This is a genomic window from Salipiger sp. (genome assembly GCF_059781815.1).
The window spans coordinates 1-12,995 of record NZ_JBYNAH010000152.1 but is presented as its reverse complement, the minus strand read 5'-3'; the positions used below and the strand labels follow the sequence as shown (position 1 = coordinate 12,995).

General features: G+C 67.0%; 13 protein-coding genes. 6 read left to right on the top strand and 7 right to left on the bottom strand.

The annotated features are described in order from the left end of the window. Positions 1 to 224: 224 nt before the first annotated feature. On the bottom strand, positions 225 to 806 hold the full coding sequence (locus AC6RA4_RS16765; protein WP_500162289.1) for a YceD family protein: 582 nt from the start codon (positions 804 to 806) through the stop codon (positions 225 to 227). 94 nt (positions 807 to 900) lie between these two features. On the opposite strand from AC6RA4_RS16765, the gene AC6RA4_RS16760 reads away from it, so the two are divergent. Both AC6RA4_RS16760 and AC6RA4_RS16755 read left to right on the top strand, forming a co-directional pair. Then, a complete protein-coding gene (locus AC6RA4_RS16760) occupies positions 901 to 1,350 on the top strand; it encodes an outer membrane protein assembly factor BamE (RefSeq protein ID WP_500162287.1) in 450 nt (149 codons plus the stop codon). Positions 1,351 to 1,362: 12 nt separating this feature from the next. Continuing rightward, a complete protein-coding gene (locus AC6RA4_RS16755) occupies positions 1,363 to 2,130 on the top strand; it encodes a GNAT family N-acetyltransferase (protein WP_500162285.1) in 768 nt (255 codons plus the stop codon). 6 nt (positions 2,131 to 2,136) lie between these two features. Here the strand turns inward: AC6RA4_RS16755 and AC6RA4_RS16750 are convergent, their stop codons facing one another. The 6 genes from AC6RA4_RS16750 to AC6RA4_RS16725 all read right to left on the bottom strand — a co-directional run bounded on the left by AC6RA4_RS16750 (position 2,137) and on the right by AC6RA4_RS16725 (position 9,023). Next, positions 2,137 to 3,090 carry a phosphoadenosine phosphosulfate reductase gene (locus AC6RA4_RS16750; protein WP_500162283.1) on the bottom strand — a complete coding sequence of 318 codons (954 nt, stop codon included), beginning with the start codon at positions 3,088 to 3,090 and terminating at the stop codon, positions 2,137 to 2,139. Between the two features lie 162 nt (positions 3,091 to 3,252). Beyond that, on the bottom strand, positions 3,253 to 4,305 hold the full coding sequence (locus AC6RA4_RS16745) for a glycosyltransferase family 2 protein (protein ID WP_500162281.1): 1,053 nt from the start codon (positions 4,303 to 4,305) through the stop codon (positions 3,253 to 3,255). A 4-nt stretch (positions 4,306 to 4,309) separates the two neighbouring features. After that, positions 4,310 to 5,005, bottom strand: coding sequence for an FkbM family methyltransferase (locus AC6RA4_RS16740; protein ID WP_500162279.1), 696 nt, complete (start codon positions 5,003 to 5,005; stop codon positions 4,310 to 4,312). 3 nt (positions 5,006 to 5,008) lie between these two features. Beyond that, positions 5,009 to 7,372: a glycosyltransferase family 2 protein gene (locus AC6RA4_RS16735; protein WP_500162277.1), complete on the bottom strand. Its 2,364-nt coding sequence runs from the start codon at positions 7,370 to 7,372 to the stop codon at positions 5,009 to 5,011. Beyond that, on the bottom strand, positions 7,369 to 7,992 hold the full coding sequence (locus AC6RA4_RS16730) for a sulfotransferase family protein (RefSeq protein ID WP_500162275.1): 624 nt from the start codon (positions 7,990 to 7,992) through the stop codon (positions 7,369 to 7,371). Before AC6RA4_RS16730 ends, AC6RA4_RS16735 begins: the two co-directional genes overlap by 4 nt. 8 nt (positions 7,993 to 8,000) lie before the next feature. Next, a complete protein-coding gene (locus AC6RA4_RS16725) occupies positions 8,001 to 9,023 on the bottom strand; it encodes a glycosyltransferase family 2 protein (protein WP_500162273.1) in 1,023 nt (340 codons plus the stop codon). Between the two features lie 239 nt (positions 9,024 to 9,262). Here AC6RA4_RS16725 and AC6RA4_RS16720 point away from each other — a divergent pair, with 239 nt between their 5' ends. From AC6RA4_RS16720 to AC6RA4_RS16705, 4 genes are all read left to right on the top strand, one after another. Further along, positions 9,263 to 10,171: an AAA family ATPase gene (locus tag AC6RA4_RS16720; protein WP_500162271.1), complete on the top strand. Its 909-nt coding sequence runs from the start codon at positions 9,263 to 9,265 to the stop codon at positions 10,169 to 10,171. A 66-nt stretch (positions 10,172 to 10,237) separates the two neighbouring features. Continuing rightward, complete coding sequence (locus AC6RA4_RS16715) at positions 10,238 to 10,954, top strand: RlmE family RNA methyltransferase (protein ID WP_500162269.1); 717 nt, start codon at positions 10,238 to 10,240, stop codon at positions 10,952 to 10,954. 381 nt (positions 10,955 to 11,335) lie between these two features. Next, a complete protein-coding gene (locus AC6RA4_RS16710; RefSeq protein ID WP_500162267.1) occupies positions 11,336 to 11,809 on the top strand; it encodes a lipocalin/fatty-acid binding family protein in 474 nt (157 codons plus the stop codon). Between the two features lie 151 nt (positions 11,810 to 11,960). Next, a partial coding sequence (locus AC6RA4_RS16705; protein ID WP_500162265.1) for a CoA-binding protein occupies positions 11,961 to 12,995 on the top strand: 1,035 nt, incomplete at its 3' end.

Here is a 12,995-nt window from a genome sequence, read left to right as displayed (position 1 = left end):
CGGCGGTTGTTGCGGCGCGATTTGGATACTTTGTTCTGTTGGACAGCCATGTCTCAACCTCGATCTTTCGCGTGTGGGGGCAATTCGTTGCCCGTTCCGTTCGGGCGTGCCCGGCCTCATAGTCGCATAGACCCGGAGATGGCAACCCAGAATTCCGATGAAGGCGCGAAAATAGGAGTTTCTTGCGAAACCGCAAGCGTTATTTCGCGCGCTGGCAGGTGTGCTTAGCGGTTTTCACCCCCCTCGCCACCATCGTCACCGCCTTCCATGCGCTCGCGCAGGCCCGAAAGCGCCGCAAAGGGATTCGGGCGCTCGTCCTCGGGCTCGGGCGCGGCCTGCTCGTCGAGCGCCTCCGCCGCCGCCTCGGCGCCTTCGGCATGAGGGTAGAGCGGCAGCGCCAGAGACAGCGCCTCGGCCATCACTGCGCCGAGGTCGATGACATCGGGCAGGGGGTCGGACTCGTCGTCGGACATCTCGATCTCGGCACCTTCCGGGACCGAGGCAAAGCTCTCTTCCGGGCGCCAGACCCGCGAGACGGGCTCGTCGATGCGGGTGGTGACCGGGGCGAGGGTGACGACGCAGGGTTGCGTCACGGTGGCGCCGAGTGTGGCCTCCAGCCGCCAACCGTCGCGCCCCTCGGGGCGGATCTCGCCGGCGAGGCGAAGCTTCTTTAGGCCGAGAAGTCCAAGCTCCTCGGCCAGCGCGGCGCGGCGGCCCTCGTCGGGCCGCAGGTCGAACGCGGTCGGCTGGTTGTTGCGCAGCGCCGCCACGCGCAGCCGTTCGGGGGCGGATCCGGATTGGCTCATATGCCTGCCTTTCCTTTGCTTGAAGGGCTTGGCTCGGTTATGTAATCGGGGATAGAAACCCGCAAGGGCCAAGACAACAGGCAAGGCGCAGCAGATGGCAAAACCCGCAATTCCGGCGATCGTGGCAATGGTGGCCGTCCTGGGGCTGTCCGCGTGCAGCGCGCAGTACACCAAGCACGGCTATGCGCCCTCGGAAGAGGACCTGCAGCAGATCGTTCCGGGCGTCGACACCCGCGGCACCGTCGAGGACGTGGTCGGCGTGCCCTCCGCCTCGGGCGTGTCGAACAATGGCGGCTTCTACTACATCGAATCCGAGATGCGGCAGTTTGCCTGGCAGGCGCCCAAGGTGGTCAATCGCGAGGTGCTGGCGATCAGCTTCGATGACGACGGCGTGGTCGACAACATCACCCGCTACGGGCTCGAGGACGGCAACGTGGTGCCGCTCACCCGGCGCATCACCAAGACCACCGATGGCGAACTGAGCTTCATCCGCAAGCTCTTTGGCAATATCGGCGGCATCTCTCTCGACCAGTTCACCCAGTGACCGGCGGGCGCCGTGGCAACCCTCGGGGATAGCGACGGCGCCGCGACAGACGGCGACACGTTGCTGCGGCGCGGGCGCTACCGCGTGCGGCTGGCCTCGGGCGCCGAAGACGTGGCGCGGGCGCAGGCGCTGCGCGGGCAGGCCTTCTTCGGGCCCGGCGGCCCGGCCGATGTCGATGGTTTCGACCCGCTCTGCCGCCACGTGCTGATCGAGGATGCGGGCGAGGGCGCGCTGCTGGCCTGCTTCCGTTACCTCTGGCTCGAGGACGGCGCGGCCATCGGCACGAGCTACTCGGCGCAGTATTACGATCTCTCGCGGCTCGAGGGCTTTGGCGGGCCGATGCTCGAACTGGGGCGGTTCTGCGTGCGCCCGGGTCTCAGCGATCCCGACGTGCTGCGACTGGCCTGGGGCGCGATCGCGGGGCTGGTGGACGAGGGCGGCGCGCGGCTGCTGTTCGGCTGCGCGAGCTTTCCCGGCACGGATCCCGCGCCGTTGGCCGCCGCTTTCGCCCATCTCAGGGCGCGGCATCTGGCGCCGGCGCGCTGGCAGGTCGGGCGCCGGGCGGCGGAGACCGTGGGGTTCCCGGAACAGGGCGGCGATGCGCGGCAGGCGATGAAGCTGATCCCGCCGCTGCTGCGCACCTATCTCGGGATGGGCGGCTGGGTCAGCGATCACGCGGTGGTCGACCGTGCGATGAACACGCTGCATGTCTTCACCGCGGTCGAGGTGGCGGCGATCCCGCCGGCACGCGCTAAGGCGCTGCGCGCCATCGCGCTCTGAGACGGCTCAGGCCTCGGCGGCCACCTGCGCTTCGTCGGCGTGCATCGCCCGCAGCGCCTCGAGCCGGCGGCGGAAGCGCGGCGCGTCGAGCCTTTGGGTGACGTTCTCGCAAAGCATCTCGGCCAGCTCCATGCGCTCGTCGCCCTCGAGCCGCATCAGCAGCTTGCGCAGGTAGGGGGTGTGGTCGCGCCGGGCGCGCATCATCCGGGCAAAGCTCAGCGTGTCGAGCCGGTCTTCGGCGGCGGCGGTCATCAGCGGCACGAAAAGCTCGAGATCGAGCAGGTCGCCCTGCAGCGCGCTGCCCATGAAGGGCAGGCGGAAGCGGTCGACATTGGGCCGGGTGAACAATGCCGCATGCATGGCATCGAGCCGCTCGCGCGGATCGTAGAGCACATAGGCGCGCTGCGCCGCATCGAGCATGTCGGGAGCGTAGCCGAAGCGCGAGGTGAAATCGGCGCGGCGCATCTCGGTGAAGCGCTCGTCCCATTCGGTGACGCGGGGATCGAGGGTGGCCTGCGGTTGCAGCATCACCACCCGCGCGCCCGGCGCAGTGACCGAATAGGCCGCCGCGGCATAGCCGCAGGGGCCGGCGCCGTAGAACAGCACGGTCTCGAAATCGTCGAAGAACCCGTCATCGAGAAGCTGGTCGAAGAAGGTGTAGACCGCCGCGTCGCGGAACCAGGTGTCGGCGGTGCAGAGCACCGAGAGCGTCGACCAGTCGCAATCGCGTGCCATCTCCCAGGCGAGCGGCGTTGCGGTTTCCGACAGCGCGTCGATGCCCGGAAGGGATTCGAAGCTCACCAGCAGCGTGTCGCCGCGTTCGACAAAGACCGCATGGTGCTGCGCGCCCAGCGGTTCGGTGAAGCCGTCGCTCTCGCCGATCTCGGAGATCTGGCGGATCCATTGCTTGCGTTCGAGCCCGCTGAGATCGACCGCGGAAAGGTCTGTCTGATCCTGCATCTGTGCCTGCCATCTGTCTGGGAACCGCAGTTTTGCGGGAGTTCTGGTTGGAGGAAACAGTGTTCTGCGTTTTTGGCGGAAATATGCTTAATTCGCGGTAACTTTGGTGCCCTGCGTCGCGCATCGGTGCACGATTGACCGCGAGAGGGCCTCGTCCGGCGCTTACGCCCCGTCCTCGGCCGCCCGGGCGGCCTGCGCGAAGCGGTGCAGGACCGACGCGGTCTTCGGGGACAGGGGCTGGCTCGGCGGCGTCATCATGAGCCGCCCGAGCAGCGCCCGGTAGGGCTCTTGCAGCATCAGCGCCTCGAAGCGCGCCTGCCGCCAGGCCACCGCCGCCGCGTGCAGGCGACCCAGTTCGGCATCCTCGGCCAGCGCCGTGCGCTGCTCGGCCACCTGCGAGCTTAGCGCGAGGATCGAGCGATCTTCGTCGGTGTTGAAGTTGCGCTCGACCCAGTAATCGAGCCCCAGCAGGTGATCGGAATGCACCGCCCTCCCGCGATCGGCCTTGAGCACGTAGCTCTCCATCGCGCCGAGCGGGTAGTGGTTGAGCTGCGCCAGCGCGTAGTTCGAGCGCCCATAGGGGGAAAAGATCCGCCGCGTGCGGAATTGCGCGTCGAGCGCGCGCCCCTCGCCATCGAACCAGCGCGCCGCCTCGACACGCGCCGGATCGGGGTTGCGCGGGCGGTGGACCCCGAGCTTCCGGTAGGTGCCGTCGTTGCGGTAGAGCGTCTTGAACATGGCCGAGCGCCACGGCCAGGCCATCGCCACCGGCGCGGCGCGGGTGAACTGCTCGGGCACCGGCCGGTCGACATAGCGCAGCTGGCCGGCATTGCCGAAGAGCCGCCAAGTCAGGGTGATCGCATCGGCCTCGGGCAGGGCGGCGATTAGATCGGGCAGGGTGCGCCTGCCCACATGCACGTTGACGAACTCGTCCACGTCGAGCGCCAGCAGCCAGTCGGCCTCGCGCACCGCTTTGCTCTTGTCGGCCAGCTTCAGCCCGGTGAACTGGATGCCGCCCTTGTCATAGGGGCCCTCGTTGCGAATGTGAGTGACGTGGCCCAGCTCGGCCAACCGCTCGAGCAGCGCATCGGTGCCGTCGTCGCAATCGTTCGACAGCGCCACCACATGGCTGATGCCGCAGGCCAGGTGATGCGCCAGCCAGTCGAGCAGGAAGGCGCCCTCGTTGCGGACGCAGAGAACGGCGGTGATCTTCACGCGCTCACCAGCCCTTCCGGAAGGTCACGACCTTGGCCTCGGAGGCCTTGGGGAAATAGGTCAGCCCGGCCCGGTGCATGGCGTCGAACACCGCCTGCACGCCGCTCTGGCCGATCCATTGCGGGTGCAGCTCGATGATCGCGCAGCGCAAGGACGACCAGTCGCCCGCCGGCAGCAGGTCGGCCTCGGCGCCCTCGATGTCGCAGACCAGCACATCCGGCCTGACCTCCTCCAGCACGTCCGACAGCCGATGCTGGTCGATCTGTACGGTTTCGGTGATGCTCTCAGAATCGGCCTCGCGATCCATCGAGGAGCCGAGGAAGTTGCGGCGGACGTGGAAATCGACCGGATCGCCCCCCTCAGGCGTCAGAAGCGCGTTGCGCACCTCGACATTGCGCACCTCGTTGGCGGCGTGCACGCTGGCGATATAGGGGATCAGCGCCGGGTTGGCCTCGTAGCTCACCACGCTCGCCACCTTGCGCCTGACCGAGAGCAGCGTCGACATGTAGCCGATGCCGCCGCCCAGCTCGAGCACCCGGTCGCCCTCGTGCACTACGCGCGAGACGGCGTCGCATTCCTTGCGCTCGTAGGTCTCCTCGCGGATCGCGCCGCGCACCCGGCCGGTGGTGATCTGCGGATGCTTGGGGATCTTCAGCCCGCGCGAGCGCAGGAACGGGTTCTTGGGACCGTCGCCATCCATCTCTCAGCTCTCCAGATCGAGGGCGAGCGCATAGGCCACCCGCTCGGTTTCGGTCAGGCGCAGGGCCACCGCCTTCCGGTATAAATCTTCGAACTCCGGGGTCTTGTGCAGCTCCTCCGCCTTGGCCCTGTGCCAGGCGAGCCCCGCCTCGTGCAGGCGCCTGAGCTCGGGATCGGCGAGCAGCCGGTCAATCTCTTGCCGCAGCCGCGGGATGTTGCGCTTGATCGTCAGGTCGCGCGCGCCGCCCCAGTCCATGCGGATCCAGTAATTCAGCCCGATCGAGCGATCGACATGCAGCGCCCGGCCGCGCTGGCGCTTGATCAGGAAGCTCTCGGCGCTGCGCAGGGCATAATGGTTCAGCTGCACGAGATCGTAGCCGATGGTCTTCTTGGAATTGCGCCAGCCGTTGCGAAGCGTCTCCTGCGTCATGTCGGCGCCGGAGCCGTTGACCCATTTGACCTTGTCCTCGAAGCCCTCGGTGAGCTTGTTGGGCCGGTGGCAGGAAATCTTGCCATAGGCGCCGATGTTGCGGAACAGCGTCTTGAAGCCCCAGACCGTGTGCGGCTTGGGGCAGAATTTCGGAGCGCAGGTGTCGAACTGCTCGATGACGAAGCGATCCTCGAGCCGGGTCACGCCGTTATGCCCGAAGAGACGCCAGGTCATCGCGATGTTGCTGGCGTCGGGCACGCGCTCGAAGAGATCGGAGAGCGTGCCGTTGCCGCAGCGGATGTTGATGAACTCGTCGACATCGATATGCGCGATCCAGTCCGCGTTTTGCAGAACCGGCTCCTTCAGCGAGCGGTCGAGCGCGTGCTGCTGCGGCGACTTGCCCTTCCAGTCGTCGTTGTTGCGGTGCTGGAGTACGCCCATCGCTTGCAGCCGCTCGAGCAGTTCCGCGGTGCCGTCTTCGCAGCCATTGCTGTAAATCAGGAAATCGTCGAAGCCCACGGCGCGGTGATAGGCGACCCATTCGACGATATAGGGTGCCTCGTTCTTCATGCAGCCGACAATGACATTGCCGGTGCCGTGCGGCGGCGTCTGGCGCGGGGCCGGGGCGTAGGGCTCGGGCGCGGCGTCTTCCCGGATGCGTCCGAGGCGGTTGTGCGGCCGGAAGGGCGAGCGCTGGAGCTTGGCGACGTTTTGCTTGGCCAAATCGGGCATGTAGCGCTCGGCCCAGGGCGAGAGCCTGGGCATCTCCGGCTTGGGGTCCGTGACAGGCTCCGGAGCCGCGAGGGCCGCGATCTCGGGGGCCTTTTCCGCTTCGACCTCCTTGCTCGCCTGCGCGATGCGCCAGCGGAAGGCCATGAGATATTGCGTGGCACGGAACCCCAGCGTCGGGTCGGCCTCCTGCCACGGGGCGCTCTGCGGCGCGGGCGCGAGGCGCGCGGGATCGAGGCCGGGATGTTGCGCTGCGAGCGCGGCGAGATCGTCCGCGAAGCGGGCCGATATCGAGGAGAGGCCGCCCGGATCGAGGGGCGCGCCGTGCACCTTGATCTCGCCCAGCATCTTGCGCCAGAGCGGACGCGGCAGAATGGTCTCGCGCAGCGCCAACAGCCGCAGAAGCACGTCGTTCATCTGGCGGCAGCGCGCCATCCATGCGGCGGAGGGCGGGGCCGGAGGGCGCTCGGGCTCGGCCTTGCCGATGGTCTGCTCGATGCCGAAGGCCGCGCGGATTTCCTCGGTGGCGGCCTCGGAATAGAGCAGCGGCAGGTCGAGCGCGCGGAACCGCAGGCGGCCCGCGCCGAACACCGCCTCCCATTCCCGTTGCAGACGCGCGAAATCGATCCAATGCACCGCGCCCTGCACCTCGGAGAAGCGCCCGGCCTGCAGGTCGGGGGCGGGATGGGTGGCAAGGGCGGCGTCCCACCAGCTGTCTTGGTCCAGAAGCCCAAGTTCGAGGTCGAGCGGTCGCGCGCGCCCCTCGAGAAGCTGCGCGCAGTAGCGGCCGACCAGCATCCGGGCCGGATCGTCGATATGGGCGACGATCTCGATGTCTTCGGAGAGTGGTGAAAGAAGGGCTTTCAGAGCATTGATTTCATTCTGTGAAGTGAGGATTGATCCAAGCTGGTGCGCCGACAGGATCAGCGTCTCAGGCCGGGCCTGCGCCACCTCGCTCGCCAATTGCTGCGCCACTTCGGCGCGCAGCGCCGCCTGCTTCTCTGGCGTGATGAACCCGCGGTTGAAACGCAGCGTATCGACGGCCTCCGGCGCGCTCACCGCCATGAAGAGCCGCGTGTGGTTTTTTGCACCCGGCGTGCGGGCATAGAGCACGCCCTTGGATTTCAGCTGGTCGCGCTTGGCGTGCAGAACCCGTTGCAGCCGGTCGGTCGAGGGGCCGTCGGGGCCGATATGCACGATGATCTTCATGCCGCGCCCTCCGGGCGCATCGACCTGTTTTCATTGGCCTTTCCCCACCAGGGCAGGTCAATGCCCAGATGCGCCGAGAGCTTCTCGGGCGCTTCCGGATCGTCGATATCGTATTCAAGGAAACGCGGGTCGCCCGAGAAGATCGCACGAAGAAAGCCATAGTGTTGCGCGACCCACTGAGCGCGTTGGATGCGAGTTTCTCCATAACCCATTGGAAGGCCTGGAACATTGCCATTCGGAAGGCGGTCGACCCCAAGGTCGGACCAGCGCAGCATGGAATGCGCGGTGGCGTCCGGATCGCGGTAGGAGGCCACGAAACGCAGCTCTGAATAGCGCTCGCGCAGGCTCTGGATAAGTCCGAAATCCGTTTGAGGCCAGAGACATAGGTCGCGATTTAAAACCGATATCTCAGTCAGCGCATCGAAGATCCCGAGCTTTTCCAGCGGATCGCCCGAGCCGTAATAGCCATCGTAAAGCTGGCGCGCGACAAAGCTGCCGGCGATGCTCTTGTCGGGGCAGGTCCGGCGGCGCAGCTTGAAATCCGCCACCCGAAGGCCCGCATGTTCCAGCGCCACGCCAAGCGTCGTGGTGCCGGTCTTGGGCAGGCCGAGATTGATCATCCGCACACTCATGAGACGATCCCCAGTTCGCGCATCAGTTCGGCCTCTCCGGGTGGCAGCGGTGGCAGGGTTTTTAGATGCGCGTGCATCTCGGCATAGGCTTGCTGCGCGATCAATTCGTCGCGCTTCGCGCGATGGCGACGCACCGCCTCGTCATGCAGGGCGCCGAGCGGACCGGCCTTCATCTCCTGCAGGGCCGCCTCCAGCGCCGGCAGGTGGCGCTGGATCGAACGGTCCTCGAAAGCCGGGTCGTTGCGCTCGCGCCAGTAGGTGTCATCGAAGGCGCGGCCCTCGCGGTTGACGTCGCCGCGGTCGTTCTTGACGAGGTAGCTGTCGAGCGAGCGCAGCGCGTAGTGGTTCAGCGTGGCATGACGCCGGGCGCCGGCGGCGGGGAACTTGCGGATGCGGCGGGTGTTGGCCGCCACGAGGAACTTCGGTGGTACGGGGCGGCCCGAGCCATCGGTCCAGCGCGGCGGCTCCGCGCCCTCGGTCACGCGGTGAAAGGGCCGGTGGGCGCCGAAATAGTGCAGGGGAAAATCCTGTCGCACCAGCGTCTTGACCTCGATCGCGCTCTCGGCGCACCAGAGATCGGGATTGTGCGAGCGGGTGAACTGTTCGATCACCGGGCGATCCTCGAAGCGCTCGACGCCGTCATTGGCAAAGAACTGGAAGCTGACCGAGATCGCCTGCGGATCGCCGCAGGCCGCGATCAGCGCCGGGATCGTGTGGTCGCCCGCATGGATGTTGAGAAACTCGTCCACATCCGCTACCCAGACCCAGTCGGCCTGCCGCACCACCGGCTGCTTCTCGGCGTGCTTGAGCGCCTCCATCTGGTAGTTGCGCCCCTTGGCGGGGTTGGGCAGATGCACCACGCCCCAGGGCGCCAGCGCGTCGAGCAGCGCATCGGTGCCGTCGCTGCAATCGTTGGAATAGATCAGGAAATCGGTGACCCCGAGAAGACGGTTGTAGGCCACCCATTCCAGCAGGAACGGGCCCTCGTTCTTCACGCATGTCACCGCGGTTATGCGCATTGCTGCGCCTCCGCCTGTCCGTCACTCATGGGCCTGCCCGGTCCGAATGCGCCCGGAGGTATGCTCCCCCGTGGCCTTACCCTCATGGCAAGACAATCGCAGCTTGGCCGGGATGCGTCAACGCTCGCAGGGCCTTGGCGGCGGGTCTGTGGCCGATGGGATTCGCCCGGACTGCGACCTTGGGGGTATTGACCGCGCCCCTCGGGGCGGGCACTCCGGAGGGCAGGAGGAGGCCCCGCATGACCATTCCCGCAACCATCGACGACGTCCAGACGCTGCTTTCGGAGACTGGCTATGTCTGCGGGCGGCCGCTCGCCACGGTCGTTTTCCTGTCGCTGAAGCTTGGGCGGCCGCTGTTTCTCGAGGGTGAGGCCGGCGTCGGCAAGACCGAGATCGCCAAGGCGTTGGCGGCGATGCTCGGGCGGCGGCTGATCCGGCTGCAATGCTACGAGGGGCTGGATGCGTCGAGCGCGGTCTACGAGTGGAACTTCCCGGCGCAGATGATCGCCATCCGCACCGCCGAGGCGCAGGGCAGCGCCGACCGCGAGGTGCTCCAGCGCGAGCTTTTCGGTCCCGACTACCTCGTCGAGCGGCCGCTCTTGCAGGCCATGCGGCCCGACGAGCACGGTGCGCCGGTTTTGCTGATCGACGAGCTCGACCGCACCGACGAGCCCTTCGAGGCCTTCCTGCTCGAGGCGCTGTCGGATTTCCAGGTGACGATCCCCGAGCTTGGCACCATCAAGGCGCCCGAGCCGCCGATCGTCATCCTGACTTCGAACCGCACCCGCGAGGTGCATGACGCGCTCAAGCGGCGCTGCCTCTATCACTGGGTCGACTACCCGGATTTCGCCCGAGAGGTCGAGATCCTGCACGCCCGCGAGCCCGGCATCGCCGAGGAACTCAGCCGCGAGATCGTGGCCTTCGTGCAGGCGCTGCGCACCGAGGACATCTTCAAGAAGCCCGGCGTTGCCGAAACCATCGACTGGGCCAAGTGCCTGCTGGCGCTCGACGTGGTCGATCTCAGCCCCGAGGTGATCTCGGACACTCTGGGTGCGATCCTGAAATACCAGGACGACATCGCGAAAATTCAGGGCTCCGAGGCGGCGCGGCTGCTGAAAGATGCGAAAGCGACATTGGAACCGGGCTGAGAAACTTGCACAATGGCCGCAAGACGGGCATGTCGCCCCGGCATCTGAAGAAAGACGATACCGGCCATGGCAAAGAAGCCGACAGGAAAGAACACCTCGGGGCGCGGTCAGCGCGACCTGAAGGTCAAGGTGAAGTCGGCGCGCGGGCGCAAGCTGTCCTCGACGCGCTGGCTGCAGCGCCAGCTCAACGACCCTTACGTGAAGCGCGCCAAGGACGAGGGCTATCGCGGTCGCGCCGCGTTCAAGATCCTCGAGCTTGACGAGAAGTACCGCTTCCTCGTGCCGGGCGCGCGGGTGGTCGACCTTGGCTGTGCGCCGGGGGGCTGGTGCCAGGTGGCAGTGCCGCGGGTCAACGCGCTCGGCGAGAAACCGGGCAAGGCGCAGGGCTTCGTGCTGGGAGTCGATCTGCAGGAGGTGCTGCCGATCCCCGGGGCCGAGATCCATCAGCTCGATTTCATGGAAGAGGGCGCCGACGACAAGGTCAAGGAATGGCTCGGTGGCAAGGCCGATGTGGTGATGTCGGACATGGCGGCCTCGTCCTCGGGGCACAAGCAGACCGACCACCTTCGCATCATCTCGCTCTGCGAGGCGGCGGCGGAGTTGGCCTTTGACGTGCTCGAAGAGGGCGGAACCTTTGTCGCCAAGGTGCTGGCGGGCGGAGCCGAAGAGAGCCTTCAGCACCTGCTCAAGAAGCGCTTCGCCAAGGTGGCGAACGTCAAGCCGCCCTCGAGCCGGTCGGACTCGTCCGAGAAATTCGTCGTCGCGACCGGTTTCCGGGGCTGAGCGTTCAGCCCGGTGGCGGCCGGAAGGACTGAGCGGCGCGGTCGAGAAACTGGCGCGCGGCGACGGGGCTGAGGCCGCGCTCTTCGACGAAGGGCGCTCCGTCGGAGGACCGGCGTAGCCAGAGACCCCGGAACGGTGGTCGTTGCCCGTGCAGGCGGCGGGTGGTGGGACCGAGCTCTGCCGATGCGGCAGACAGGTCTTTTGGCGTGGCGCTACGCATCGTGTCATTCTCCTCTGGTGAAGAATGCGCTCGAGGCCTTACCGGTTCCTTAAATCTGCGGTCGAGATCGCCGTTGTCGCCCAGTGTTTGTCGCGGATGCCCTTGTGTCGGGCGTCGGGCTGGCGCAGCGTGCGGCGAGGCGGTTGCAGCGGGGGTGCGTCATGAGCCGGATGGAATATCAACGAGTTGGTGCCGCCTTGCTGTCAGCTGCGCTTCTCGCGGGCTGTGCGCAGGAGCCCGAGCTGCCCGAGGTCCGGATTCCGCTGCGCAACCCCACTGCGCCCGTGGCGAGCCAGGCCAATGCCACGCTCGACCGGCTTCAGGGGCGCTGGGTGGTGGTGCAGGGGGCGGGGCTGGCGCCCGGCACCACGCTCGAGTTCACCGGCACGTCGGTGAGCGTTGACGGCGCCAGTCTGCCGGTGCGCGATCTCTCTGCCGGGCGGCTGCTGTTTGCCGGCGACGAGGTCTGGGTGCACTGGATCGACTTCGACAATCGAACCGCGGCCATCGGCGATCCCGGCGGCACACAGGTGTGGATCATGGATCGCACCGGAGCACCGCGCGAACGGCTTGATGCGGCCCGCGGGATTCTCGATTGGTATGGCTACGATCTGGGCCGTCTCTCCGCGAGTTGACGAAACGTGAACATCCATGAGGCGAAAAATGTCGCATTCTGGTGTCATTTTACCGCTCAGTGCGGAAAACTGTCGCAACCTCCTGCATTTTCAAGCAAAATTAACTACCTAATGCGGTGAGGCGCGTTTCGGAGGAGCGGGCGGCGATCCAATGTCGAGAGATTTCTCAAGGTTTCTGAGACCGAAATCGGTCGCCCTGATCGGGGCCGACACGTGGTGCAGCGGCGTGATCGCGAACCTGCGCGCTCAGGGCTATGTCTGGGATGTCTGGCCGGTGGTGCCGGGCGAGCACAGCGTTGCCGGCATGCGCGCCTTTGCGTCGGTCGAGCGCCTTCCAGCGGCGCCGGACCTTGCGTTCATTCAGCATGACGGGCCTCAGGCGATCGACGCCGTCGCGGCGCTTGCGCGGCGCGGCGCCGGTGGCGCGATCTGTCAGGGCGAGGCGCTTCCCGCCGAGTTGGGCAAGGCCGCCGGCGACATGCCGTTGCTCGGGCCGGGCTGCCGGGGCGTGATCAACGCCCTCGAACGCGCCCCGGTCTGGGACGGCGCCCACGGGCTGAAGCACGTCAAACGCGGCGTGGCGATCATCGCCCGCAGCGCCAGCCTTGCGCAAAGCCTCTCGATGCATCGCCGCGGGCTGCCGATCGCAGTGCTCGCGGTGGCCGAGCCGGGCCGGGCGCAGACCGGGCTCGCTCTGCTGGGCGAGGCGCTGCTCAGCGATGAGCGGATCTCGGCGCTTGGCATTCAGGCCGAGGATCTTGGCGATCCGGAAGCGCTTCTGGCGATGGCGCAGACCGCCGAGCGGCTGGGCAAGTCCATCGTCATCATGCGCGCGGGGCAGGAGCCCGGCGCGCGGGCGCTGTTCGAGCGCGGCGGCATGGCGCAGGTGCGCAGCCCCGAGGCGCTGCTTGAAACGCTCAAGATCCTGCATGTCACCGGCGCGCTGCCCGCCAATGCGCTCGCGGCGCTGTGCTGCACCGGTGGCATGACCAAGGTGCTGCGCGATCTCGGACAGGCGCAGGGACTTCAGTTCCCCGAGTTCTCCGAGCCGCAGCGGCTGGCATTGCAGGACGATCTCGGGCCGGAGGTGCCGGTCGAGAACCCGCTCGATTGCAGCGGGACGGTGCAGCGCTCGATCCCGAGGCTGACACGGCTTTTTACCGAGGCGATGACCGGCAAGGCGGTT